27 protein-coding genes are annotated in these 25308 nt (G+C 66.6%); 9 read left to right on the top strand and 18 right to left on the bottom strand.

Annotation, left to right across the window (positions count from 1 at the left end; translation table 11 throughout):
* The first annotated feature begins 28 nt into the window (after positions 1-28).
* Positions 29-1270 carry an MFS transporter gene (locus BM282_RS05735; protein WP_089877827.1) on the top strand — a complete coding sequence of 414 codons (1242 nt, stop codon included), beginning with the start codon at positions 29-31 and terminating at the stop codon, positions 1268-1270.
* A 24-nt stretch (positions 1271-1294) separates the two neighbouring features.
* Here the strand turns inward: BM282_RS05735 and BM282_RS05730 are convergent, their stop codons facing one another.
* The 9 genes from BM282_RS05730 to BM282_RS05690 all read right to left on the bottom strand — a co-directional run bounded on the left by BM282_RS05730 (position 1295) and on the right by BM282_RS05690 (position 10807).
* Positions 1295-2353 (bottom strand): hemolysin family protein, encoded by a 1059-nt coding sequence (locus tag BM282_RS05730; protein WP_089877824.1) that lies wholly within the window; start codon positions 2351-2353, stop codon positions 1295-1297.
* A gap of 148 nt (positions 2354-2501) precedes the next feature.
* The gene (locus tag BM282_RS05725) at positions 2502-3650 is read right to left on the bottom strand and encodes an acyl-CoA dehydrogenase family protein (protein ID WP_089877821.1); all 1149 of its coding nucleotides are present in this window, start codon (positions 3648-3650) and stop codon (positions 2502-2504) included.
* Positions 3651-3740: 90 nt separating this feature from the next.
* Positions 3741-5402 (bottom strand): long-chain fatty acid--CoA ligase, encoded by a 1662-nt coding sequence (locus BM282_RS05720; protein WP_089877818.1) that lies wholly within the window; start codon positions 5400-5402, stop codon positions 3741-3743.
* Between the two features lie 88 nt (positions 5403-5490).
* Entirely contained in the window at positions 5491-7242 is a 1752-nt protein-coding gene (gene menE, locus BM282_RS05715; RefSeq protein ID WP_089877815.1) for an o-succinylbenzoate--CoA ligase, read from the bottom strand.
* 51 nt (positions 7243-7293) lie between these two features.
* Positions 7294-7488 (bottom strand): hypothetical protein, encoded by a 195-nt coding sequence (locus tag BM282_RS05710; RefSeq protein ID WP_089877812.1) that lies wholly within the window; start codon positions 7486-7488, stop codon positions 7294-7296.
* Positions 7489-7543: 55 nt separating this feature from the next.
* A complete protein-coding gene (gene mce / locus BM282_RS05705) occupies positions 7544-7927 on the bottom strand; it encodes a methylmalonyl-CoA epimerase (RefSeq protein WP_089877809.1) in 384 nt (127 codons plus the stop codon).
* A gap of 58 nt (positions 7928-7985) precedes the next feature.
* Positions 7986-8477 (bottom strand): hypothetical protein, encoded by a 492-nt coding sequence (locus tag BM282_RS05700; protein ID WP_089877808.1) that lies wholly within the window; start codon positions 8475-8477, stop codon positions 7986-7988.
* Positions 8478-8534: 57 nt separating this feature from the next.
* Positions 8535-8858: a hypothetical protein gene (locus BM282_RS05695; protein ID WP_245758314.1), complete on the bottom strand. Its 324-nt coding sequence runs from the start codon at positions 8856-8858 to the stop codon at positions 8535-8537.
* Positions 8859-9130: 272 nt separating this feature from the next.
* The gene (locus tag BM282_RS05690; RefSeq protein ID WP_089877805.1) at positions 9131-10807 is read right to left on the bottom strand and encodes an acyl-CoA mutase large subunit family protein; all 1677 of its coding nucleotides are present in this window, start codon (positions 10805-10807) and stop codon (positions 9131-9133) included.
* A 112-nt stretch (positions 10808-10919) separates the two neighbouring features.
* On the opposite strand from BM282_RS05690, the gene BM282_RS05685 reads away from it, so the two are divergent.
* The 3 genes from BM282_RS05685 (at position 10920) to BM282_RS05675 (ending at position 12765) form a co-directional block, all read left to right on the top strand.
* Positions 10920-11570, top strand: coding sequence for an O-methyltransferase (locus BM282_RS05685; protein WP_089877801.1), 651 nt, complete (start codon positions 10920-10922; stop codon positions 11568-11570).
* Between the two features lie 64 nt (positions 11571-11634).
* Positions 11635-12036 carry a nascent polypeptide-associated complex protein gene (locus BM282_RS05680; RefSeq protein WP_089877798.1) on the top strand — a complete coding sequence of 134 codons (402 nt, stop codon included), beginning with the start codon at positions 11635-11637 and terminating at the stop codon, positions 12034-12036.
* Positions 12037-12765, top strand: a complete 729-nt coding sequence (locus BM282_RS05675) for a tRNA (adenine-N1)-methyltransferase (RefSeq protein WP_089877795.1) — start codon at positions 12037-12039, stop codon at positions 12763-12765.
* 1 nt (position 12766) lies between these two features.
* Here BM282_RS05675 and BM282_RS05670 read toward each other — a convergent pair whose 3' ends face one another.
* The 3 genes from BM282_RS05670 to BM282_RS05660 form a co-directional block, all read right to left on the bottom strand.
* Positions 12767-13420: a hypothetical protein gene (locus BM282_RS05670; RefSeq protein ID WP_089877792.1), complete on the bottom strand. Its 654-nt coding sequence runs from the start codon at positions 13418-13420 to the stop codon at positions 12767-12769.
* Between the two features lie 68 nt (positions 13421-13488).
* Complete coding sequence (locus BM282_RS05665; protein ID WP_089877789.1) at positions 13489-13812, bottom strand: transcription factor S; 324 nt, start codon at positions 13810-13812, stop codon at positions 13489-13491.
* Positions 13813-13890: 78 nt separating this feature from the next.
* Complete coding sequence (locus BM282_RS05660; protein WP_089877787.1) at positions 13891-14148, bottom strand: DUF5789 family protein; 258 nt, start codon at positions 14146-14148, stop codon at positions 13891-13893.
* A gap of 145 nt (positions 14149-14293) precedes the next feature.
* Here BM282_RS05660 and BM282_RS05655 point away from each other — a divergent pair, with 145 nt between their 5' ends.
* The gene (locus BM282_RS05655; protein ID WP_245758313.1) at positions 14294-15826 is read left to right on the top strand and encodes a methyl-accepting chemotaxis protein; all 1533 of its coding nucleotides are present in this window, start codon (positions 14294-14296) and stop codon (positions 15824-15826) included.
* A gap of 65 nt (positions 15827-15891) precedes the next feature.
* On the opposite strand, the gene BM282_RS05650 is transcribed toward BM282_RS05655, so the two are convergent.
* The gene (locus tag BM282_RS05650; RefSeq protein ID WP_089877781.1) at positions 15892-16665 is read right to left on the bottom strand and encodes an enoyl-CoA hydratase/isomerase family protein; all 774 of its coding nucleotides are present in this window, start codon (positions 16663-16665) and stop codon (positions 15892-15894) included.
* A 104-nt stretch (positions 16666-16769) separates the two neighbouring features.
* Between BM282_RS05650 and BM282_RS05645 the strand changes: the two genes are divergently transcribed.
* Positions 16770-17273 (top strand): DUF5797 family protein, encoded by a 504-nt coding sequence (locus BM282_RS05645; RefSeq protein WP_089877779.1) that lies wholly within the window; start codon positions 16770-16772, stop codon positions 17271-17273.
* Between the two features lie 54 nt (positions 17274-17327).
* On the opposite strand, the gene BM282_RS05640 is transcribed toward BM282_RS05645, so the two are convergent.
* A complete protein-coding gene (locus tag BM282_RS05640) occupies positions 17328-18359 on the bottom strand; it encodes a DUF5787 family protein (RefSeq protein WP_089877776.1) in 1032 nt (343 codons plus the stop codon).
* A gap of 118 nt (positions 18360-18477) precedes the next feature.
* Positions 18478-18936, bottom strand: a complete 459-nt coding sequence (locus tag BM282_RS05635; RefSeq protein ID WP_089877773.1) for a bis(5'-nucleosyl)-tetraphosphatase — start codon at positions 18934-18936, stop codon at positions 18478-18480.
* A gap of 164 nt (positions 18937-19100) precedes the next feature.
* On the opposite strand from BM282_RS05635, the gene BM282_RS05630 reads away from it, so the two are divergent.
* Positions 19101-19433, top strand: a complete 333-nt coding sequence (locus BM282_RS05630; protein ID WP_089877770.1) for an uS10/mL48 family ribosomal protein — start codon at positions 19101-19103, stop codon at positions 19431-19433.
* A 13-nt stretch (positions 19434-19446) separates the two neighbouring features.
* Here BM282_RS05630 and BM282_RS05625 read toward each other — a convergent pair whose 3' ends face one another.
* The 3 genes from BM282_RS05625 to BM282_RS05615 all read right to left on the bottom strand — a co-directional run bounded on the left by BM282_RS05625 (position 19447) and on the right by BM282_RS05615 (position 21577).
* Complete coding sequence (locus tag BM282_RS05625) at positions 19447-19713, bottom strand: hypothetical protein (protein WP_089877767.1); 267 nt, start codon at positions 19711-19713, stop codon at positions 19447-19449.
* 77 nt (positions 19714-19790) lie between these two features.
* Positions 19791-20054 (bottom strand): DUF7513 family protein, encoded by a 264-nt coding sequence (locus tag BM282_RS05620; RefSeq protein WP_089877764.1) that lies wholly within the window; start codon positions 20052-20054, stop codon positions 19791-19793.
* On the bottom strand, positions 20051-21577 hold the full coding sequence (locus tag BM282_RS05615) for a Na+/H+ antiporter NhaC family protein (protein ID WP_089877761.1): 1527 nt from the start codon (positions 21575-21577) through the stop codon (positions 20051-20053). The genes BM282_RS05620 and BM282_RS05615 overlap by 4 nt, the downstream gene beginning before the upstream one ends.
* Positions 21578-21751: 174 nt before the next feature.
* Here BM282_RS05615 and BM282_RS05610 point away from each other — a divergent pair, with 174 nt between their 5' ends.
* Together BM282_RS05610 and BM282_RS18430 are read left to right on the top strand one after the other, a co-directional pair.
* Entirely contained in the window at positions 21752-23023 is a 1272-nt protein-coding gene (locus BM282_RS05610; RefSeq protein ID WP_089877759.1) for an amidohydrolase, read from the top strand.
* Between the two features lie 200 nt (positions 23024-23223).
* Complete coding sequence (locus tag BM282_RS18430; RefSeq protein WP_175501399.1) at positions 23224-25194, top strand: right-handed parallel beta-helix repeat-containing protein; 1971 nt, start codon at positions 23224-23226, stop codon at positions 25192-25194.
* Positions 25195-25308 lie beyond the last annotated feature (114 nt).

Below are 25308 nucleotides of genomic sequence, written 5' to 3'. Positions count from 1 at the left end.
TTCTACCGACCCTCGCGAACCGGCCGACGTGTCCGACTCGCCGTTCTCGCTCGACGCCCTCCGCGGCTTTCCGCGCCCCGTCTACGCCGTCGCCGCCGGCCAACTCGTCAACCTGTTCGGCTCCGGACTGGTCTACCCGTTCGCCACCCTCCACTTTCACCTCGCAGTCGGCATCCCCCTCGCCGTCGTCGGCGTCGGCCTCCTCGCGAACAACGTCGCCACCGCCGCGGGCACCGTCGTCGGCGGCTACCTCGCCGACCGCCGCGGACGAAAACCGGTGATGGTCGCGAGCATGGCGCTCTCGTCGGTGACGCTCGCCGCCTACACCCTCGTTCGCTCGGGGTCGGGGTTCGTCGCCGTCGCGGCGGCGGCCGGACTCACGCTCGGCCTCTACACGCCCGCGAGTCACGCCACGGTGGCGGACCTCACGGACGGAAGCGACCGCGACCGGGCGTTCGCCCTCCTCAAAGTCGGCAACAACGCGGGGTTCGGCGCGGGGTTCGTCGTCGGCGGCGTCCTCTACGAAGTCGCCGAACTCTCCGTGTTCGTGCTCGACGGCCTCACCTGCGCCGTCGTCGCCGGAATCCTCTGGTACGGCCTCCCTCGCCTCCACGCGGGAGACGCCGACGCCGCCCTCCGCGACGCCGTCGGCGACTGGGGACGCGCGCTCACCGAACGGCGACTCCTCCTCCTCGCCCTCCTCAACGTCGGCTTCGCCGTGATGTACGCGCAGATGCAGACCACCGTCCCCGTCGTCGCCGACGAGGTGTTGGGCCTCACCAGTTCGGAGTTGGGGACGCTGTACGTCCTGAATCCGCTCGTCATCGTCCTCTTTCAACTCCCCCTCGTGGCCGCCGTCGCCGACTGGCGACGGACCAGAGGACTGGTCGTCTCGGCGTCGCTGTGGGCCGCGAGCATGCTGGCCGTCGCCGCCGTCGGGTCGGTGTCTCCGACGCTCGGCGTCGCTCTCGTCGGCGCGTTCCTCGTCCTCAGGACCCTCGGCGAGATTCTGCACGCGCCGCTGGTCACCTCGCTGGCGTCGTCGCTGGGTCGGGTCGAAGACAGAGGCTCGCAACTGTCGCTGATAGAAGTCGCGAAGCGACTCGGGTTCGGTCTCGGGTCGGTCGTCGGCGGGGCGTTCTTCGACGCCGGACTCGCCTCGCTGTTGTGGCCGACGCTCGCGGGCGTCTCTGGCCTGTTGGCGGTCGGCGTGCTGTTGCTGGAGCGTCGCGTGAGTCCGGGAGAAAACGGTGCGGCCGCGTCGTCGTGACCGACGTGGGGCGTCTCGACCGCGTCAGTCCGACTGGTCGAGCGGGTCTTCGAGTTCGCCCATGACCGCCTCCATCCCGTCGGTGGCGGTGATGAGTCCGACGATGTCACCCTCGTCCTCCACGAGTGCGAGTTCTTGGGACTCCGATTGGAACTGGTCGTACGCCTCGCTCACCGTCGTGTCCACGGACACCGTCATCGGCGGCGCGGCGATGTCGGTGAACGAGACGTCGCCGGCGCGAATCTCCTCTATGCGGTTCAGAATCTGCGGGACGTAGAGGATGCCGTGGAACTCGTCGAGACTGTCGCCGATGAGCGGGAACCGGGTGTGCGGCGTCGACTTCAGCACGTCGAGGTTCTCCTCCAGACTGGCCGTCGTCGAGAGTGCGGCGATGTCTTCTCGGGCCACCATCACGTCGCGGACGGTGAGACGGTCGATGTCGAGTGCGGCCTGAACCTCCTCTTGACGCTCTTCGGGGACGCCGCCCTCGTCGAGCATCTGGTCGAGGTTCCGGCGGAGTTCTGCACGGGACTCGATGACGTCGGCTTCGGCCTCCATCCACGCGCCGGTCATCTCGATGCCGAACAGTCGGAGCGTCCCTTTCGCTATCTTGTCACCGAACTTGATTATCGGCGAGATGACGACGTAGAACCAGTACAGCGGTGCCGCCCCGTATCGACAGACCAGACGCGACCGCTCGACGCCGAGGTACGTCGGCGCTTGCTCGCCGTGCGTCAGGTGGACGAGGTTGATGATGAAGTACGCGAGGAGCGCACCCGCTCCGACCGTCGCGAGGAACGTCCCGCCGAACAGCGGCTCGAACAGCGCGGCGAGTGCCGGTTCGGCGACGATACCGACGGCGATACTGGACGCCGTGATTCCGACCTGACACGTCGTCAGGTACAGTTCGAGATTGCTCGTCATCTCCCACGCCCGTTCGAGTCGACCGTCGCCGCCGATGAACTCCTCTTCTGTGAACTGCCGCGCACGAGTGAGAGCGAATTCGATGGCGACGAAGAACCCGTTGGTGAGGATGAGCAACACCCCTGCGACGAGACGTAAACCGATCTCTAACCCGTTCATCGTCAGTAGTGGCTCACGTTCCGCTCCGTAGACATTAGAAGCTACCGAATCGACAGACGGTACAAGTACTGGGCTGTTCGTGTGTCCAAATCACCATCCAGAGATTACGGTTTGAAAAGTTTTTGGCCGTTACGGGGCGACCGACCGACTACTTCGACTGCCGGTAGATGAGGTTGCGCTGAATCTCGTTGGCACCCTCGTAGATGACCGGGATGCGCACGTCGCGGTAGACGCGCGAGATGGGGTACTCGTTGAGGACGGAGCGACCGCCGTGCAGTTGCATCCCGCGTTCGGCGCACATCATCGCCGTCTCGGTGGACTTCGTCTTACACGACGCCGCCCAGAATCCGGCGTTGTCGTCGTTGGCCACCTTGTCCGCGGCGCGCCAGTTCAACGCTCGGGCCGCCTCGAACTCCATGCGCATGTCCGCGAGGATGTGTTGCGTCGACTGGAAGTCCGAGATGTTGCGCCCGAACGCCTCTCGGTCGTGAACGAACTCCCACGTCTCCTCGATGGCGCGGGCGGCCAGTCCGATGCCGTGGCCGCCGACGACGACGCGGCCGTGGTTGAAGAAGTCCGCGAGCATGTAGAACCCGCCGCCGGGCGTCCCGACGACGTTCTCCTCGGGAATCGTGCAGTCGTCGAAGACGATGTGGCCCTGCTTCGACGCGCGCATCCCCATCTTCTCCGGGATGTGTTCGGCCTCGTAGCCCTCGGTGTCCGTCTCGACGATGAACATCGAGTAGTTCGAGTATCGGTCGTCGCCCTCGCCCGTCTTCGCGTAGACGGTCAGCCAGTCCGCCTCGACGGCGTTGCCGACCCAGTACTTCTCGCCGTTGAGCACCCATCCGTCGTCGGTCTTCTCTGCGGTCGTCGTCATCCCGGCCATGTCCGACCCGGTCTGCGGTTCGGAGACGGCGAGACCCGAAATCTGTTCGTTCGCCGCGACGGGGCGGAGATACTCGTCTTTCTGCTCCTCGGAGCCGTAGTGTTCGACGATTTCACACCCGAACGACGCGAGCATGAGCGTCAGGGCGATGCCCGCGTCCGCGCGGTACAGTTCCTCGTTGATGGCGAGTATCTGGTGGAGGTCGTAGCCCTTACCGCCCCACTCCTCGCCGATGTCCTGTGCGACGATGCCGGCGTCCATCGCCGCCTCCAGAATCTCCCAGGGGTACTCGCCGCGTTCGAAGCACTCCTCCGCGTTGGGGAGCATGTGTTCTTCGGCGAACTCACGTGCGGTCTGCTTTACGTCCCGAGCGTGCTCCGGGACGATACTCTCGTCGAGAAGGTCCATGCCATGGAGTGGAATTGTAAGGTAAAATAATCCACGGAACTGTGGAGAACTCAAAACGAGTTGTTCGTTTTCGAGAGCGGTCGCCGCTCCTCAGTCGTCCGCGTCGGGCGCGGCGTCCTCGGGCGTCTTGCCCTCGACCAGCGACTCGTCGTCGTACTCTTCGCGCAGTACCTTCTTGTCGAACTTCCCGGTGGCCGTCTTCGGCACCGACTCGATGAACACCACCTCGTCGGGCGCCCACCACTTCGGGAACTCGTCCGTGACCATGGCGACGAGTTCGTCTTTCAGCGTCGACTCGTCCGCGTCCGCCGCGGGGACGACGAAGGCGACGGGCCGTTCCTGCCATCGCTGGTGCGGGACGCCGACGACAGTCGCCTCGGCCACGCCGTCGTGCGCCATGATGGCGTTCTCCAGTTCGACCGAGGAAATCCACTCGCCGCCGGACTTGATGACGTCCTTCGCCCTGTCGACGATTTGGACGTAGCCCTCCTCGTCGACGGTCACCACGTCACCGGTCTTCAGCCACCCGTCCTCGAAGTCCTCCTCGTTGGCCTCGGGCCGTTCGAAGTACTCCGTCGTCACCCACGGGCCGCGGACCCACAGTTCCCCGAAGTCCTCGCCGTTCCACGGCAGGTTCTCGCCGTCGTCGCCGACGACGCGCATCTCCAGTCCCGGGACGAGGAGGCCCTGCTTGCCCTGCTTTTCGTACTGTTCGTCTCTACTCAGCGACTCCATCCCCGGTTTGAGGTGCGCGACGGTGCCGACGGGGGACATCTCGGTCATCCCCCACGCGTGCACCACGTCGACGTCGTACTCCTCGTCGAAGCGCCGAATGACCGACTTCGGGGCCGCCGACCCGCCGATGACGATGCGCTCTAGCGAGGAGATGTCGGCGTCGTTCTCCTCTAAGTAGTCGAGCAGTCCCAACCAGACGGTGGGGACGCCCGCGGTGAGCGTCACTCCCTCCTCTTCGATGAGCGACGCGAGGTCCGCGGGCGTCGGCGACGGCCCCGGATAGACGTGTTTCGCACCGGCCGCGGTGGTCGAGAACGGCATCCCCCACGCGTTGACGTGGAACATCGGCACGACGGGCATCACGACGTCCGACGAACGGAGGTCCAGTCCCGCCTCCGGGAGCGTCGCCATCGTGTGCGCCCAGAGCATCTGCTGGGTGTACTCGACACCTTTCGGTTTCCCCGTCGTCCCCGACGTGTAGCACATCCCGGCCGGTTGCTCCTCCGAGACGTCCGGCCAGTCGTACTCCGCCGACTCCGCGCCGACGAACGACTCGTAGTCGACGACGTTCTCCAACTCGGTGTCGGGCACCTCCTCGCCCATCACGACGAACTGCTCGACGGACGCGAACGACTCCTCGTCGTACGCGCCCGCGAGTTTCTCGAACAGCGAAGGGTCGACGAACACGACCCGGTCGGCCGCGTTCTCGACGATGTACTGTATGTGGTGGTCGGGGAGTAACGGGTTGATTGTGTGTAGTTGTGCACCCATCGACGGGACGGCGAAGTACGTCTCGAAGTGGCGGTGGTGGTTCCAACAGAACGTCGCCACCCTATCCTCCTCTTCGACGCCCATCGCAGAGAGCGCGTTCGCCAACTGCCCCACTCTGTCGGCGTACTCCGCGTAGGTGTATCGATGAATCCCCTCGTGCGTCCGCGAGACGACCTCTCGGTCGGGAAACATGGTCTGTGCGCGCCAGAGGAACGGTCGGAGCGTCTGCGCTGTTGCACCAGGCATACACCGACCAGACGGACTCGACTGTAATCATCGTTTGTGATGTGCCGCCGTCTCTCGAACGAGTCGCACGCGACGCGACTCGCCGCAGTCAGTCGTTCGTGTCGCTCTGTGACGGGGCCCGTACGGCCTCGTCGCCGCCGTCGGTCTCGCTGTGGTCGTCCGAACCGTCAGTGTCGCTCTGGTCGTCCGAACCATCAGTGTCGCTCTGGTCGTCCGAACCGTCGGTCTCGCCCTCGCGTGTCTGCCTCGGGTCGCCGGCGGACCGGTCCGCGGGGGACGCTCCGTCCGCTGCCGCCTCGTCGCCGTCGCCGCTCTCGCCGTCGCCGTCCGCGTCCTCGGAGGGCCCGCGTTCCGCCTCTCGCCCCCCGGAGAGTCGTTCGCGGACCGCGTCTCGTTTCACCGTCCCGGAGACGGTGCGAGGGAGTTCGTCGGCAAAGGCGACGACGCGGGGGAGTTTGAACCCGGCCAGTCGCTCCCGCGCGTACGCGGTGAGTTCGGCGGCGTCGAGTTCGTCGGTTTCGGGGACCACCAGCGCGGAGACGCGTTCGCCCCACTCGGCGTCGGGGACGCCGACGACGGCCACGTCGCGCACGTCCGGATGCGAACGCACGACGTCGGCCACCTCGCCGGGGTCGACGTTCTCGCCGCCGGTGATGATTCGGTCGTCGACGCGGTTGAGCACGTACAGACGCCCGCCATCGTCGACGTAGCCCACGTCGCCCGTCCGGAGACCGCGTTCGTCGAACGCCGCCGCCGTCGCCTCCGGGTCGGCGTAGTAGCCGGGTGAGACGGTCGGACCGCGGACGACGAACTCGCCCAACTCGCCCGCCGACACTCCGTCGCCGTCCTCGTCGACGACGGTCACGTCCGTCCACATGAGTGGTCGGCCGACGGTCCCCGGGTGGTCGAACGCCTCGTCGGGGGCCGCCGTCGCCACCTGCGACGCCGTCTCCGTCATGCCGTACGTGGGGTAGACCGGGATGGAGTAGTCTCGGCAGCGCTCGATCAGTTCTCGCGGGGCGGGCGCGCCGCCGAGGAGGACCGTCCGAAGCGACGACGCCAGCGTCCCGCGACTGTCGAGCATCCGGCGGAGCATCGTCGGGACGAGCGAGACGCCGGTGACGTCGAACCGGTCGATGTCGTCGGCGGCGGCCCCCGCGTCGAACTCCTCGCGCAGGACGACGGTCATGCCGTACAGCGGCATCCGCAGGACGGGAGCGATACCGCCCATGTGGTGCAACGACAGCGTCACCAACCAGCGGTCGCGGGGGTCGAACCCGAGTCGGAACGCCGAGGCGACGGCGCTGGCGAGGATGTTGCCCATCGTCAGTTGTACCGCCTTCGGGTCGCCCGTCGTGCCCGACGTGAAGAGAAGCAGTTGCACGTCGTCCCGCGTCCACGTCGCCGGCGTGACCGGGTCGGGCAGTACCGACCGGACGGAGACGACTTCGTCCGTCGTCGCGGCGTCGACGGAGACGACGGGGACGTCGTCCGTCGCCTCCACGGCCCGCGTCTCCGTCTCGCTCCCGCAGACGAGGACGGTGACGTCCGCCGTCTCCACCTGCGTTCGGAGTTCGGGCGCGGTCAGGCGGTCACCCATCGGGACGAGGGTGACACCCAGTCGCATCGCCGCGTGAATCAGCGCGACGTAGTCGACGCACGGTCCGAGGACCACCCCCACGTGGTCACCGCTCGCGACGCCCAGGGCGGCGAGTCTGCCCGCCATCTCGTCGACCATCCCGTCGAGTTCGGCGAACGTCCACGACTCACCGCTCGTCGACCGAACGAGTGCCGTCCCCTCCGGCGACACCCGGACTCGGTGTGAGAGCCAGTCTCGCATCGTTCACACGTCGTGCGCGGTGCTAAACTAGCTTTCGTGATTCCGCCGGGGTCAGAACCTGTCGGCGACGGTCACGAAAAGGTCGGCGAGGAGGTAGGACGGCGCGAGAATCGCGACGAGAAACGCGACGACCGAGGCGACGCGGGCGAGCGCGGACGCCGGAAACGTGAGAGAGAAGTTCGTGTTCAGCACGACCATCGAGAACAGAAACAGCGTGAGGACGTGGTACAGTTCGGTGCGCTCCATACGGCGCGTCTCTCGACGCTCTCGAAAACAGTTACGGAACCAACACGTCCCGCGGTCAGTGCGAGACGAACTCGACGAGGACGCCGCCGGTCGATTTGGGGTGGAGAAAGGCCACCTCGTGTCCCCACGCACCCGGCCGCGGTTCCTCGTCTATCAGTTCGACGCCCGCGCCCGTCGCCGTCTCCAACGCGCCCACGACGTCGTCCGTCCGGAGGGCGACGTGGTGGATTCCGGGGCCGTTCTTCTCCAGATACCGGGCTATCGCGCCGTCTTCGTGCGGTTCGAGCAGTTCGAAGTAGCCGTCTCCGAGTTCCAGAAACACCACGCTCATCCCGTCGAACTCCTCCTCGTGCGCGACGGGTGCGTCGAACAGTTCGGTGAACAGGGCGGCGAGGCCGGTGGCGTCGTCGGTAGCGACGCCGAGGTGGTCGAACTCCATCGTCTCGGCCGTCGTCGGGCGGACGAATAAATCCGCAGGCCGACGCGCACCGCCGGAGTCAAAGGAGCAGTCGGACGCCGTACTCGACGCCCGCGAGGACGAGCAACGCCGTGAGAATCGCCGGCCCGAACAGTAGCCAGTAGAGGCCGATTGGGTCCGACTCACCGCGGACGTGCAGGAACACCCACACGAGAAACGCCGTCGCGCCGAACAGGACGACGAGAGGCGTGAGGTAGCCGAACCGGGCGTGGAAGTAGAGCGCGAGTGCGGTGTGGGCGAAGACGACGAGGCCGGACGCGAGGACGACGGCGGCGAACGTCGGAAGCGACGGTATCGCCAACTGTGCGAACTCGTTCGTCGCGACGCGGACGACTCCCCAGAGGAGTATCGCGGCGACGGCGTAAGCGGTACCGCCGGCGAGAGCGAGGCGTCTCGGCGTGGTCCGCGACCGGTAGTGGAGGGCGAGGAGGACGGCGCCGCCGGCCACGAGGCCGGCGACGACGTGCGTCAGCAGAGACGACCCGAGAACCGGGTCGGGCGTTCCGGGCATACGCCGACTATTCAGTGAGTTGACGTGAATGTGCTGGTCGACGCGGGGTCCCCGCGGTCAGTCGCGCGAGGACCGAGCGACGGTGACTTCGACGCCCGCGCCGGGCACGCGGACGGTGGTCTCTCGCTCCGCCGCGCGATGCACGGCGCGACCGACGGTGGTGACGGCCATCCCGACGACGACGGCGGCGACTCCCGTCGCGGCGACGGCGGGGAACGACGCGACGACGACGGCGGCGACGATACCGGCGGCGAGTCCGACCTGCACGACGGCGGCGGGAGCGTCGCGGGCGTCACGGGCGGCGCGCGTCTCGGGGGACATCGCCCGGGGGATGTGGTGCGTTCGGGTGCTGTCGTGTTCGTCGGAGGTGTGGCGTGACATGGATGTGACTGGTGAAGCGTGTTCGAGAACGAGACGACGACGCGGCACTCCGGGCGCGGAGACGCCACCCGGGAGTGCGACCACGTCGGAGGGACGGCGGCCGGCACGCCGACACCGCGACCGACCACCTCCCTCGACTCTCCTGCGAGGCGGTGGACGGGTCGAATGCGGGGTGCGCGGTCAGGTCGGGAGGAGCATCGTACACCCACCCACGGAATGTCGACTAATCAATATTTCTGAGGCGCGGCACCAACTCACACATCCGGACGAGTTCAGGCCGAGGGGCGGTACTCGCCGAACTCGTCGCGGAGCGTGTTCGATATCTCGCCGACCGTCGCGTACGCCTTCACGGCGTCGACGATGGGCGGGAGGAGGTTGTCGTCGCCTGTGGCGGCGTCGCGGAGGGTGTCGAGAGCCTCCTCGACCGCTTCGGCGTCGCGTTCGTCTCTCACGGTCGACAGGCGTTCTCGCTGGCGTTTCTCGTCTTCTTCGTCCACGTCTTCGACGTCGGCGTCGGGTTCCTCGTCCACCTCGTACTCGTTGACGCCGACGATGATTCGCTCGCCCTCCTCTATCTCTCGCTGGCGTTCGTACGCGACGTCTTGAATCTGGCGCTGGACCCACTGGGACTTCACCGCTTCGAGCATCCCGCCGCGTCGGTCCACCTCGTCGAGAATCTCGAACGCCTCCGCTTCGAGGCCGTCCGTCAACGACTCGACGTAGTAACTGCCCGCGAGGGGGTCGATGGTGTCGGCCGCGCCGGACTCGTGCGCGAGAATCTGCTGGGTTCGGAGCGCGGTGCGGACGGACTTCTCGGTGGGGAGCGACAGCGCCTCGTCCTTCCCGTTCGTGTGGAGACTCTGCGTCCCGCCGAGGACGGCGGCGAGCGCCTGATAGCCGACGCGGACGACGTTGTTCTCCACCTGTTGGGCCGTGAGCGTCGAGCCACCGGTCTGGGTGTGGAACTTCAACTGTTTGGACTTCGGGTTCTCCGCGCCGAATCGCTCCTCCATTATCTTCGCCCACATCCGCCGGGCGGCGCGGAACTTCGCGACTTCCTCTAAGACGTTGTTGTGCGCGTTGAAGAAGAACGACAGTTGCGGGGCGAAGTCGTCCACGTCGAGTCCGGCGTCGATGGCGGCCTGGACGTACTTGATGCCGTCGCCGAGGGTGAAGGCAATCTCTTGGGCGGCCGTCGACCCCGCCTCGCGGATGTGGTAGCCCGAGATGGAGATGGTGTTGAAGTTCGGCGTCTCGGCGGCGCAGAACTCGAAGATGTCCGTGATGAGACGCATCGACGCCTCGGGCGGGTAGATGTAGAGGTTGCGGGCGATGTACTCTTTCAGGATGTCGTTCTGGATGGTGCCGCGGAGTTCCTCGCGCGGGACGCCCTGTTGGTCACCGATAGCGATGTACATCGCCAACAGGACGGCGGCGGGCGCGTTGATGGTCATCGACGTGGACACCTCGTCCAACGGGATGCCGTCGAAGACGACTTCCATGTCGCGGAGGCTGTCGATGGCGACGCCCGCCTTCCCCACTTCGCCCGCCGACATCGCGGCGTCGGAGTCGTACCCCTTCTGCGTGGGCAGGTCGAACGCCATGGAGAGCCCCGAGGAACCCTGTTCTATGAGGTACTCGAACCGCTCGTTCGTCTCGGTTGCGGTACCCATCCCCGCGTACTGCCGCATCGTCCAGAGGCGGCCGCGGTGCATCGTGGGGTAGACGCCGCGCGTGTACGGTTCCTCGCCGGGGAAGCCCGCGTCGGCGAGGTAGTCGTGGTCGGCGACGTCGTCCGGCGTGTACAGTCTCTCTACCTCCTGCCCGCCGGTGTCGGTGGTGAACTCCTCTTCGCGCTCCCCGAAACGCTCAAGCGTCGGTGAGAGCGTCTCCGCCTCCCACTCGGATTTCGCCTCGCGGATACGAGCCAACTCGTCGGGGTCGAACATGGTCGAAGATGATGGAGGGCGGCGACTTAACAGGGTGGGATTGGCGAGGGTCGACGGGTCGAGAGGGAACCGCGGGGAGAACGCTGACGTACCCCTTGGTCGAACACGTCGCATGGACGAACTCACCCGGTACCTCGACGGACTGGCTCCCGAACACGACGCGGTGCAGGCGGAGATGGCCGACTACGCCGACAGAGAGGGATTCCCCATCGTCGGCCCGGCGGCGGGCGGCACCCTCCGCATCCTCGCCCGCCTCGCGGACGCCGAGAGGGTGTTCGAGTTCGGGTCGGGGTTCGGCTACTCCGCCGCGTGGTGGGCGCGCGGCATGAACGGCGGGGAGGTCATCCTCACCGAACACGACCCGGACGAACTCGAGATGGCGCGCGAGTGGCTTCCCGAGGGCGACTACGCGCCCTCGTTCGACTACCGCGACGGCGACGCGCTCTCCATCGTCGAGGAGTACGACGGTCCGTTCGACTGCGTCCTCGTCGACCACCAGAAAGAGCGCTACGTCGACGGCTTCCACGCGGTCCGCGAAAAGGTCGCTCCGGGCGGCGTCGTCGTCGCGGACAACGTCGTTCGCGGCCCCGCCGACTTCCCGACGCTCGTCGACTACGCCGAGGGCGAGACGGTTCCGGACGACGCCTCGGCGGCGACGCGCGGCATCGCCGCGTACCTCGACGCGGTCCGCGCGGTCCCGGACTTCGAGACGACGGTCCTGCCCGTGGGAAGCGGACTCGCGGTCAGCGTCCGGTCCGAGTAGTCCCCTCCGGGAGTCTCGCGGCGGTTCGCCACCCTTTTTGACTCCGGGCCTCCTCCGTGCGAGTATGTTTGGCGGAGGCGGCATGAACCCACGGAAGATGAAGCAGATGATGAAGCAGATGGGCATCGACGTGACGGAACTCGATGCGGAGGAGGTCATCATCAAGACGGCCGACGAGGAACTCGTCTTCACCGACGCGCAGGTGACGCGCATGGACGCGCAGGGCCAGGAGACCTACCAAATCGTCGGCGAACCCGAGTCGCGCGAACTCGGTTCCGGTTCCGGCGACGCGGGCGGCGAGGACGCACCCGCCGTCGAACCCACCGACGACGACGGCGAGGCGGAGATTCCCGAGGCGGACGTGGAACTCGTCGCGCAGCGGGCGGGCGTCGGCAAGAGCGAGGCGCGCGAGGCACTCGAAGCCGAGAACGGCGACTTGGCGGCGGCCATCTCCCGTCTCGAGTAAGTGTATCTGCTCGTCCACTCCGACCGCGAGTACCTCAGAGCGCCGGGCGACGAACTCCAGACGGACCTCGGCGTGCTGACCGTCCCCGAAGACGCCGAACCCGGTGACACCCTCGAGACGCATCTCGGCGAGGAGTTCGTCGTCCGTCGCCTTCGAGGGCCGGACCTGTTCAACCACCTCGAACGGACGGGCGCACCGATGATGCCGCGGGACGTCGGTCTCATCGTCGGCCACACCGGCGCGGCCGCGGGTGACCGCGTGCTGGACGCCGGAACCGGCACGGGCGTCCTCTCGGCGTACCTTGGCCGGATGCACGCCGACGTGACGACGTACGAACGCGACGCCGAGTTCGCCGAAGTGGCGCGGGAGAACATGCGCCTCGCGGGCGTCGACGAGTACGTCGACGTCCGCGCGGGCGACCTGACCGAGGAGTTGGACGCGGTCGCAGAAGAGGGGCCGTTCGACCTCCTGACGCTCGACACCGGCGACGCCGCGGACGTCGTCGAACGCGCCCCCGACCTGTTGCGCTCCGGTGGCTACGTCGCCGTCTACTCCCCGTTCGTCGAGAACAGTCGCGCCGCCGTCGAGTCCGCGAGGGCGGCCGGCTTGAACGACGTCGAGACGTTCGAGACCATCCAGCGGCGGATGGACTTCGGAGACAGAGGCTCTCGCCCGTCGACGGCGGGCGTCGGCCACACCGGCTACCTCGTCTTCGCGCGGTACGAGTAGGCTACGCCGTCGAGCGAATCAACTCGAACAGCTCTTCTCTGTGTCTAGCCGGTGCCAGCGACGACGCCACCGCCGCGGCGAGTTCGCCGTCGTCAGCGACCGAGACGGGATACGCCCCGCCCGCCACGAGGTAGCCCTCGTCCGCCGGCCACACCGCGAGGTAGCCCTCGGCGGCGACGGTCACGGCCGCACCGTCCGTCTCCGTACCGTCGTCTGTCACTGTACCATCGTCCGTCCCCGTACCGTCGTCCGTCCCCGTCCGCACCCGGACGCGGGCGCGGTAGCGCGTCAGGTTCGCCTCGGTTCGCTCGACGGCGAAGCGTCGCGACTCGACGCTCGTCACGTCGCGGAACCCCCGTTCGCCGAGTTGGTCGACGAACCCGGCGTTCGCTCGGTCGTCGACGAGTCGCGTGAGCGGCTTCGAGGGCGTCACGTTCGGGCGGAGGCGGAGGCGACTGGCGAAGAAGAAGCGCCACGTCCCGTCCACACCGGTTCGGTCGCGAATCGCGTCGCGGAGGGCGGCGTCCTCGAAGACGACGGTGTGCGCGCGGACGGAGACCACCTTCGCGTCGAACATCGTCTCGACTGTCGAACTCGTCTCTCGCCACCCCTCGGGGACGCGGACCGTCGGAGGTGCGTGGTCGCTCTTCGACATACGGGCCGTACGGTGAGCAGACCCTTAATTCGACCCGCAATCGGCGAGAGACGGGGCGGTCGAGGGGGTCAGTGGTCGTCTTCGCGCCACTTGTGGTCGCACTCGACGCAGGTGAAGAATCGGGTCTCGGACTCGTCGGCCGAGCGAATCTGCTTCATCTCGTAGCGGGCTTTGTCGTGTCCGCAGTTGGGACACTTCACCGTCGTCGTCGGCCCGATCTCGCCAGCGTCGACCTCGGACATGTCGACGACTTCGCTGTCCTCGCGGGCGGCCGTCGAGGTCATGTGCGACTCGTTCGCGGAGTCGCGAAGCTTCTCGTGGCCGCAGTTACCGCAGACCCAGACGTCGCCGTCGGTCTTCATCATCGAACCGCATTCGTCGCAGAACTCCATTGGTACCGGAGGCAGTCGCTTCTCGCACTTAAGCGTCGGGGAACGCGTCTCCCGCGAAGAGTGTGGGCGTCGAACGAATCAGGCGTCGCCCTCCGACTGCCCGGGTTCGCCGAGTGCTTCGATGGGCATCACGTTCTGCAACTCCTCGTACAACTCCGTCGACGACGAGAACGAGTCGCTCCCGACTTCGGAGACGAGTGCCCCGAGGTTATCCTCGCCGTCGGCCATCAGCACGGTCACGTCCGACAGTTCGGTCGCCGCGTCGTCTCTGGTCACGGGGTACGACAGGTCGTCGAGACGCGACTCGACTCGGCTCAGGTTGATCTGTTCGCTCATACGTAGCCGTCGCCGTCAAGACACTTATCTGTGCGGTACGGTCGCACACCGAGCGACCGCGGGAGTGCGGTTCGCCGCCGCGTAGAATATCAAATTCGATATTCAGGGTAGGAGGTTTAATAGTCGGGAGCGGCCCGCGTAGTACATGAAAGGATGGCTACGCCGACTGCGTGAGTCGATCGGACGTGGAGACGATGCAGGCGACCGGCAGATGGACGACGGCGTCGCCGTCGAAGACGCGAGTATCGGTTCGGAGAACGAGCCCGCGGACGGTGGGCTCGGCCCGGACGCACCCGAGGCGGAGGAGACCGACCGTCTCCGCTACGAACGCGACTTCTGGCGCGGCCTCTTCGAACAGGTCGTCGCCTCGCATCCCGACCCGTCGCTCGTCGTCGACGCCGACGAGAGCGTGGCGTACTGCAACGCCGCGGCGGCGAAGCGGCACGGTGTCGACGCGGACCAGGTTCTCGGAGCGTCCGTCGGCGACGCGTTCCCCGGCGTCGAGACGGCCGCACGGACCGCCGTCGCCGACGGCGAGAGTCACCGCGACGCTGAGCCTCGTCGAGCGCCCACCGCCGACGGCGAGGCGTGGGTTCGGTCGGTCGGCGTCCCCCTGCGAAACCCCGAGGGTGACGTCGTCGCCGGACTGGAGACGACGACGGTCACGGAACCGGTCGCGGAACGCGATACGGAGACCGACGAACAGGTCCGACTGTCCGAAGAGATAGCCGGGCACGTCGCGGACGCGACGGATACCACAGACCGGGTCGGCGATTCGGTCCACGAGGCCGCGTCGCTGGCCAGAGAACAGGCCGAGAACATGGACGAAGTCTCGGGCGAAGTCGGGTCGCTCTCGGCGACGGTCGAACAGATAGCGGCGTCGGCCGACGAGATAAACGAACGGTCCGAGGAGGCGGAGCGACTCGCCTCCGAGAGCACGGCCGCCGGCGAACACGCCGTCGACACGATGGAAGACGTCGCCGAGAGCGGCGACGACGTGGCCGAACAGACCCGCGAACTCGCCGACCAGGTGGCTCAAATCGACGACATCGTCGAGGTCATCAACGACATCGCCGACCAGACGAACATCCTCGCGCTGAACGCGAACATCGAGGCGGCGCGGGCGGGCGAGGCGGGCGAGGGCTTCGCCGTCGTCGCGAACGAGGTGAAGTCGCTGGCGAACGAGGTGCAGACCGAGTCCGAGCGCATCGAAGAGATCATCGAGGAGACGCGGGCGGACGCCGGGCAGACCGTCGACAGCATAGAGGAGGTCACCACCGAGGTGCGAGAGAGCGCCGACGCGGTCCGCGAGATGGTCGACAACCAAGAGGCCATCGTCGACGCCGTGAACGCCACGTCGACGGGGATGGAAGACATCGCGGGCGCGACGGACGACCAGGCCGTCCGGACCGAAGAGGTGGCGAGCATGATAGACACGAGCACCGAACGAGCGAAACGAGTACGCGAAGAGGTCGAGACGGCCGCCAGCGCGAACGAAGAACAGATGGCGCTCGTCGCCGACATCGCGGCGTCGGTCGACCGACTCCGCGCGACGGCGGACGTCGATGGAGACGGTGCGAACGCCGAGGACTCCGTCGGTGCGGCGGCGGCCGCGGCGGCAGAACAGGCGGAGAGCCGAACTCACGACGCCGAGGCGGCGGCCCCCGACGCGCGGTAGTCGTCGTCAGTTTTGCCGTCTGCTCGCTGCTCGTTCGCCCCCCGTCCGCCGTCCGCTCTCGGTCGCTACTCGAACTCCGCGTCCCGCTTGTCGAGGAAGGCGCTCATCCCCTCTCGCTGGTCGTGCGTCCCGAACAGTCCGCTCCACGCCCGCGCTTCGTGCTCCAGTCCGGTCGACCGCGGCGAGTCGTGGACGGCGTTCAGCGCCTCCTTCGCCGCCCGGAGCGCGAACTTCGGTTTCTCGGCCAGTTCCCGCGCCATCTCCGCGACGTGCTCTCGGAGTTCGTCGTGCGCGACGACTTCGCCCACGAGTCCGCGTTCGAACGCGTCCGTCGCGTCCACGCGTTCGCCGAAGAATATCATCCGCCGAGCGACTTCGTCGCCGACGAGGGCCGGGAGGCGTTGGGTGCCGCCCCACCCCGGGATGATTCCGAGGTCTATCTCCGTCTGGCCGAGGAGGGCGCGTTCGGAGGCCACGCGGAGGTCACAGGCGAGGGCGAGTTCGCATCCGCCGCCGAAGGCGTAGCCGTTGATGGCGGCGATAGTCGGCGCGGGGAACGACTCGAGAGTCGCCGCGATGCGGTGGCCCTGTTCGGCGTACGTCTGCGCCTCCGCGGTCCCCAACTCCTGCATGTAGGAGATGTCCGCGCCGGCGACGAACGCCTCCTCGCCCTCGCCGGTGAGGACGAGACAGCGCGCCTCCTCGCGGCGTGCCTCCGCTAACGCCTCCTCGATAGCGTCCAGCGTCTCGACGTTGAGCGAGTTCATCCGGTCGGGTCGGTCGACGACGAGCGTCGCCACGTCGCCGTCCCAGTCGAGTCTGATAGTGTCCCACGACATGGCCGAGGCGACGCGCGGCGATGGGGTAAACGTTCGCCCGGTGCCGGGTGCTGACCCCGTCCCGTTGCAGAAGCTACTATACGCCCGATGCAAACGACTACGATATGACTCTCTCCGAGGAAGCGAAGGAGCGGTTGGCAGACATCGTCCGTCTGCAACCGACGAAGAACAAGGAGTTGCAGGACAGGTGGGGACTGGAGTCGGGAAGCGAGGTACACCAGTACTTGGAGAACACCCTGAAAGAGTACTACTTCCGCGACGACAACAGTCTCATCCGCGCGACGGCGGAGGCGGCCGAGTTGGTCGACGTCGAACCCGGCGTCGAAGTCGCAGCGGACGAAGAGGGCGTTCCCTCCGTCATCCGCGTTCCGGAACTCGAAGCGCGCGTGTTCGCGGTGGTCGCCGGACCCGACGACCGTTCCGAGAGCGTCGTGAGCGTCCTGAACAAGGTTCGAGAGGAGTACGACGACGACCCGGACGTTGACGAGGTTCGGCGCGCACTGCAGAGCCTCCGACGGAAGGGCGTCGTCGAAGTCGTCTATCGAACCGTCCCGACGTTCCGTCTGGCCGTCGAACGCGACGCGGTGGACGTGGAAGTCACCGACTGAGCGTCGCCGCCTCTCTCATCCGTCGGTTGTTTCGTTCATCAGTCGACCCGTTCGTCAGTCGACCCGTTTCTCGCCGTCGGTCGTCCGCTCTCTGACCCACTCGCGCCGCCCGTGGAGCAACGCCTGCAAACCCTTCCCCGGACCGCCCTCGATGGGCCATCCGTCGGTCCGCCAGACGGGCGGTTCGGGTTCGAAGTCGGCGCAGGACCCGGCGCATTCGGCGGCCGTCTGCGGCCGGGCCTTCGCGGCGCAGTGAGGCACGAGTGCGCGGCCGAACCGCCGGAGTTCGAAGTGTCGGCAGTCGGGTCGCATCGTCTCGTGGTACGACCGCCACCCGGCACCGTAGGCGCGTTCGGCGAGTTCGAGGCGCGTCGTCCGCCGGTCCTCGTCGCGTTCTGCGTCCGCGGGCGTCACCTCGCTCGGGTGCCACTCCACCGAGGCGTCGGCCCACCCGTCGCCGGGCGCGTCGGCGTCGAACGAGAACGCGAGGATGCCGACGTCGACCGGGATATCCTCTAAGAGGGCGGGTTCGACGCAGCGTCCGGTGGCGTGCGTCGCCACCCACACCTCGTCGGCGAGGGCCGTCTCCACGTCCCGCGTCAGTTGCTCGGAGAGCGCGCGCGCCGCCGACGCGTCGAGGTCGGGTTTGTTCTCGATAGCGACGATGCGACGGACCCAATCGGGGTACGGCGCGACGCGCCGAATCTCGATTCGGTTCCCGCGGCGGCGCTTCTCGACGACGCCGCGCCCGGCCGCGCGGTGGACGGCGGCGCGGACGTACCGCCACGGATAGCCCGGGTGCGGGAGGGCGTCCCGATACCACGCCCACTCCTCGGGCGCGTTGCGGACGACGTGGAGGAGGTCCGAGTCGAGTTCGCGTTCGCCGAACCGCGCCCGCGCGGCGAGTCCGGCGGGGTCGCACTCGACGACGATGGTGTCCCAGCGTCGTCGCCGCGTTCCGAGTTGCCGGGAGACGAGGACAGCGGCGTCGCTCTCCGGGCCGTCGGACGCCTCGGGCGGCCACGACGTCTCCGCCCACCGGCAGACGAGCAATTCGAAGCCGAACTCGGTCGCGCCGGGGTACACGGTCGTCGGTCGGAGTCGAGCGAAGAAGTCGTTTCGGGTCCGTCGTCGAGACGACGTCGTCGCTCCCGCCGCCCCGCCGTCCGGGACGGTGCCGACGTCCGGGCCGCGACGCTCGCCGTCAGGCGAGGTACTGCGTCTCGCCCTCGTCGCCGTCCTCGGCGACGTCTTCGAGGTAGGCGTGCGCCTTCTTCAGGATGTCGCGCGGACCGTCCTGCGTGATGGTGTTCAGCGCCTGTTCGTAGTCGCGCCACTGGAGGTCGCGGTGTTCGGTGGAGAGTTCCGCACTCGCCTCGAACGACCGGGCGATGAACAGGTGCACCGTCTTGTGGATGGTCTTTCCGTTCGCTTCGAACACGTAGTCGTAGTCTTCGCGGAAGCCGTCGACGAGGCGGAACTCTTCGATTCCGGCCTCCTCTTTGACTTCACGTATGGCAGTCTGCTGGAGTTCCTCGTTCCCTTCGACCCCGCCTTTGGGGAACTCCCAGTCCCCCGGTCGGCTCTTCAGGAGTAAATACTCCCTTCGGCCGCGGGTGTCGCGGAAGAGGATGGCTCCAGCGCTCACCGCTTGCACTGGCATTACTGTACGTAAATGTGCCGGGTTTTAAGAGGCTATCGGTGAATCTGGCGGCGCCGTCACACCTCCGTGCGTATCTGTCGGCGTTCGTGAGCGAACCGCACGGAGACGGCGTGTAGGTGCGTTTTTACGCCTCCACATCCACGTAGGTGCTAAGCACCCCAGCTATGACCTTCGTCACCAAACTCACGTTCCAGAGTGGCAATCGCTACGAACTGGAGTCGCAAGTGTCCGACCTCCACGAGATGGTCGAACGGAAGGGCGCGGAGTGTAAAGGCCCGCACGCGTCGCCGCCCGAACACCACACCGTCCCGCAGTACCGAAACCTCGCACCCGGCGACGAGTTCGCCTCGTGGGATTACACCGTCTACTCTCGTAAACTGGAGATACACGGCAACGACCACATCGCCCGCGAAGTCGGCCACATGGAGTTCCCCGAGAGCATCCACGTCGAGATTGAAGTCGAACAGAAGAAACCGCTCGGCCACCGTAACAAGTAGCCGCAGAGGAACGCTACGCTATCTCGAATCGACCCTCGCAGTTGTCGCACTGCCACCACCGTTCGACCGTCTTCCACTCGGTCATGCTGACGAGGAGTCCTTTCTCCTCGCGTGTCTGGTGGGTACGCGCCGCGAGTTTCCACTCGTCGCACCGTGGACATTCCACGAACGGCTTGTGCAGGTGTTTCCGCTCCACCTCGTTCCCGTGTCCGCTCTCGCGTCGCCACGTCTTCTCCACTCGGCCTTCGCTCACGATTTCCTCGAACTCGTCTTCGTCCATACTCTCGACTACACGCATCAATTATAAAATTTCTATTACTTCCACCAATCCGACCAAAAGTTCCCGGATGCGACCAGCTACTCCGCTTCTTCCAGCACGTCGACCAACCGGCCGCGCCCGCGGTACGTCGAGGCGTCGAACGACTCCACCTCTAACCGGACCGTCGCGTCGACGAGCGACGGGTCCGCGTCGGGTAGTTCGATGACGGAGTCGCCGATGCGCACGAGGAGCGCCGAGCCGTTCGTCCCGGTGACGAACGCCGTCAGTTCGTCGCCCGCCTCGTACGTCGGCGTCGAGGTGCGGAGACGGAAGCCAGCGGCCAGTTTCTCGAAGAGGCTCATACGCGACTCACCTCCCCGCTGACGCGGTCAGGAACGTACTCCCGACCGTACCCCGTCCACGCGGCCAAGAGGAACACGCCGACGAGGAACCAGCCGTGGAACACGTACGGCCAGACGCTGGCGGGGTTGACGAGCATCGCCTGCGTGAACCACTCGTACTGCTCGGGGAGACGTTGCATCGCGGAGTAGCCCGCGAGCAGGCCGCCGCCCCACGGGAAGATGTATCCGAGCGCGGAGGTGTTGGCGTCCAAGATGTTCGCGCGGCGGTAGCCGTTGATGTTGAACCGGCGGCCGAGCGTGCGGATGTACGGGGCGATGGCTATCTCGGCGGCCGTGTTGATGGTTATCATCGCGTTGACGAGGGCGGTTCCGAGCACCATCGTCGTCTCCGCGCGGCGCACCGAGGTGGCGACGCGTTCTAAGAGGAACTCCAGAATCGCCGCGAACCCGCCGCCACGCTGCATCACCTGCGCGCCGGCGACGATGAGGAGGACGAGGACGATGAGGGGGAAGAATCCCGCCGCGCCGGTGTAGATGCTCCCGGCGACGGCGGTGTTGCCGGGGTCGACGGGGACGACGAACGCGCCGACGACGGGAAGCGCGTCGATGCTCATCGCGAGGTCGGACTCCCGTGACGCCTGGAACGCCAGCATCGCCGACGGTGCCGCCAGACCGAGGCTCACGTTGAGAATCGCGGAGGAGACCAGACCCCACGAGACGGCTTCGATGATGTGCCGCCCGGAGACGGCGGTGACGATGACGATGCCGATGGAGACGAGGTGGACCAGACCCAGTGCGGACGCGTCGCCGCCGACGGTGCCCGCGTCCACCGCCTGCCCGGCCATCGCCTGTCCCGCGACGAGATAGGCGACGAACGCGAAGGCGGCGGCGACGAGCGCGTACTTCAGCCGGGAGGCGACGACGCCGCCGATGTCGGCGTCCTGCGTGACGGCCGAGACGATGGTGGTGTCGCTGACGGGTGCGAGGTTGTCACCGAAGACGGCGCCCGAGAGGATGGCACCGAACAGGAGGATTGGGTTCGACCCGAGGGCGACCCCCGCCGGGAAGACGAGCGCCGTGAAGGCGATGGCGGTGCCGTAGCCGGTTCCGATGCCCGTCGCCAGCAACGCCGCGAGGAGGAACGTGATGGCCGGGAACAACGACGCACCGACGCTCAGCGCGTCCGCCGCCCAGACGAGTCCGTCCACGAACCCGCCGACCTGGATGGTCTCTGCGAACATCCCGGCCCACAGCCACGCGACGATGGCCGTCGCGGCGACACGTTCGGTCATCCCGTCGAAGACGACGTCGGCGTACTCCTTCCACGGACCCTTGACGAAGAACATGCCGACGACGAGTCCGACGAGCATGCCGGCGACGAGTCCTGTCGTATCTCCGATACCCAGCAGTCCGCTCTGGACGATAGCCCAGACGATGAAGAACGCTATCGGAATCGCACTCGCGAGACGCCCGCCCCGGAACCGTACGTCGGGAGCGACGTCGTCGTCGGTCAGTTCGGTCATTCACTCCCCCATCTATGATGATTCCTGATAAACGACCCGCTTGCGGTCGTGTACTCTGGGTCTACAGTCGCTATCGCTGTCACGAACGGGCGATGTCCGGCCGCGGCCGCGTACCTCGCGGCAAACCCCCCGCAGTCGCCGAAGTTTATCACGGTCGGCGTCCACCGGTGGCGTATGACCTCGTCAGACCTCCTCGAACTCCGCCGTGACCTGCACCGACATCCCGAACCCGCCTGGCGGGAGTTCTACACCACCGCTCGACTCGTCGACGAACTGGAGTCGCGCGACCTGGACGCACTCTACGTCGGCCGCGAAGTCCTCTCCGAGGAGGACCGGATGGCCGTCCCCGACGACGACGAACTCGACGCGTGGTTCGAACGCGCCCGCGAGGCGGGTGCCCGCGAAGACGTCCTCGAACGTCTGGAAGGCGGTTACACGGGTGCCGTCGCCGTCCTCGAACGCGGCGAGGGGCCGACCGTCGCCCTCCGCGTCGACATCGACGGCCTGCCCATCACCGAGTCCGACGAGGCGGACCACGCCCCCGTCGCCGGCGAGTTCCGCTCTCAGAACGAGGGCTACATGCACGCCTGCGGGCACGACGCCCACGCGACCATCGGGATGGGCGTGTTGGACGCCATCGCCGAGAGCGACTTCCAGGGAACGCTGAAGGTGTTCTTCCAACCCGGCGAAGAGCAGATAGCGGGCGGAAAACCGATGGCGAAGTCCGGCCACCTCGACGACGTGGACTACCTCCTCGCGGTCCACATCGGTCTGGACCACCCCTCCGGCGAAATCGTCGCCGGTATCGACGGCTTCCTCGCCGTCTCGCACTTCGAAGCCGAGTTCACGGGGACACCGGCCCACGCGGGTGCGCGGCCCGAACAGGGCGACAACGCGATTCAGGCGATGGCGGCGGCCATCGAGAACCTCTACGGCATCCCCCGCCACGCCGACGGCGCGACGCGGGTCAACGCCGGTATCGTCGAGGGCGGCACCGCGACGAACATCATCGCCGAAGAGGCGTTCCTCGGCGGCGAAGTCCGCGGCGAGACGACCGAACTGATGGAGTACATGCAGGAGAAGGCGCGGCGCGTCGTCCGGTCGGCCGCCGAGATGCACGGCTGTGAGGTGGACATCTCGACGGAGGGTGAAGCGCCGTCCGCACGAAGCGACGACGCACTCGTCGACGTCGTCTCGGCCGTCGCAGGAGCGAACGACGGCGTGACCTCGCTCGTCGAACGCGACTCGCTCGGCGGGAGCGAAGACGCGACGTACCTGATGCAAGAGGTGCAGGCGAACGGCGGCCTCGCCGCGTACGTCGGCGTCGGCACCGACCACCCCGGCGGACACCACACCCGGACGTTCGACGTCGACGAGGACACCATCGGACTCGGCATCGAGGTGCTCTCGCAGTCCATCCTCGACGTCGCCTCCTCGCGTCCGTAGCGCCCTCGATTCGGCTCTGATCGCGTCTCGTCTCTCTAGAGTAACTTTCGCTCGTTCGAAGATAGTTAAATTCCAGACACGATACTCCCGGCGAGAACGTCATCGTGGAGTGGATTGTCCGGCCTGAAGTTCCACACGAACTGAAAATTTGTAAATTCACTTATATGATTTAACAGTGCCCCGTGTGTCGTGGCTCCCGTATGCCGACACAGAGACAAGTGCTAGCGTTCACTGCCGCACTGTTAGTAGCGGCAGTGGCCCCCCTCGCACCGCTCGGTGCGTTCTCGGGGACGGCCACCGCCCAAGAGGCACCGACAGAAATCGACACGTGTACGACTATCACCGAACCGGGGTCGTACGTGCTCAGCGAGGAGTTAGCGAACGCCTCGCCGAACCAGTCGACGCCGCTCGTGACCGACAACGCGTCCGTGAGTGCGTGTATCGTCGTTGCGAGCGACGACGTGACGATAGACGGTAACGGCGTCACCCTCACCGGCCCCGGGCAGTTCGTCGACGACAACGCGACGGAGACGCCGAACGAGACAGAAACGCCGACTGAGACGCCGGACGAGACAGAAACGCCGACCGAGACCGAGACTGAGACTGAGACGCCGAACGAGACGGAGACGCCGACGGAGACTGAAACCGAAACTGAGACGCCGACCGAGACGGCTACAGAAACCGACACGGAGACCGAGACGGACACTGAAACCGACACCGCCACCGAATCCGCGCTCGCTCAGCAAGCCGAGAACAACACGACCAACGGTTCGAGCGGTGGCGTCATGGCGGCTGACGAAGAGAACGGCTCGACCATCGGTGACGGAGCGCCCGTCCCGGACGTGGGCAACGACACCGACATGGGTGACGGCACGAGCAACCAGTCGCTCTCGGCCGGTATCGTGGTCGTAAACGAGACCGGACCCGTCGAGAACGTGACCATCACCAACGTGACGACGACGAACTTCTCCAGCGGCGTCCTCCTCTTCGAGACGACGAACGCCTCGGTCAGCGACGTGAACGCGTCGTCGAACACCGACCTGGGTGTCGAGATACTCGACTCGGAGAACGCGTCCGTCGAGAACGTCACCGCCGACGACAACGGCTTCGCCGGTCTGTACGTCGGTTGGTCGAACGGAACGATGGCCGAGAACGTCACGGCGACCGGTAACGACGTCGTCGGCGTCGAACTCGTCGAGAACGCCGAGAGTTCGGTGAACATGGTGAACGCGAGCAACAACGGGATGGCCGGCGTCGCCTTCGTCGACGCGACGAACAACACGGTCAGCAACGCGACGGTGAACGACACCGGCGCGATGCCCGCGATGAACGACTCGAACACCACCGACGGAGCGGACATGGGTAACGAGTCGGACATGGACAACAGTACCGACGCGGATAACCAGACCGACACGAACGACAGCGCCGACAACGCCTCCGAAGACGTCCTCGGTGCGTTCGTCTACCTGGGCGGAGAGAACAACTCCGTCGAAGACAGCGCCGCGAACGGCGGGACCGGACCCGCCGTCCACGCCGCCGAGGGTGCGAACAACAGCACCGGGACGAACGTGAGCGTCGAGGGCACCGCGGTCAATTACAACGCGCAGGACGTGGCGTTCGGAGCGGCCAACGAGACGCCCGAACCGCCCGAAGGGTACACCGTCGTCGGACAAGCGATGGACGTCGAGTCCGTCGGAAACGACACGATGCTTGACCTCGGCGTGCGATACTCCATCGAGGAACTCGAAGCCGAGAACACCGACGAACTGAGCATCTCGTTCTACCAGTTCGCCGACGGTGAGTGGACGCAGGTCCGGAGTCAGGTCGACCTCTCCACGAACACCATCTCGGCGACGTTCACCGACAACGCCACCGTCGCCGTCCTCGGTGAAGTAGACGAGGAACCGTCAGAACCGCCGGCCGAAACGCCGACTGAGACGGAAACGCCGACCGAGACGGAAACACCGACCGAGACGGAAACACCGACCGAGACGGAAACACCGACCGAGACGGACACTGAAACGGAGACGATGACCGAATCTCCGACCGAGACGGAGACGGAGACGGAAACGGAAACGATGACCGAATCCCCGACCGAAACGGACACCGAAACCGACACTGACACCGATACGGAAACGGCGACCGAATCCCCGACCGACACCGAGGCCTGAGTTCGCGCCTCGAACGCCTATTTTTCGAGGACCACACCGTAGAGCCGTAGCTCCACCCGCAGTAGACGGACGTCGCGAGTAAGAACAGACGGAAAAATCGCGGCGCGTCGAGTG

The organism is Halogeometricum limi (assembly GCF_900115785.1).
Lineage (GTDB): Archaea > Halobacteriota > Halobacteria > Halobacteriales > Haloferacaceae > Halogeometricum > Halogeometricum limi.
This window is presented reverse-complemented; position numbering and strand designations above follow the sequence as displayed.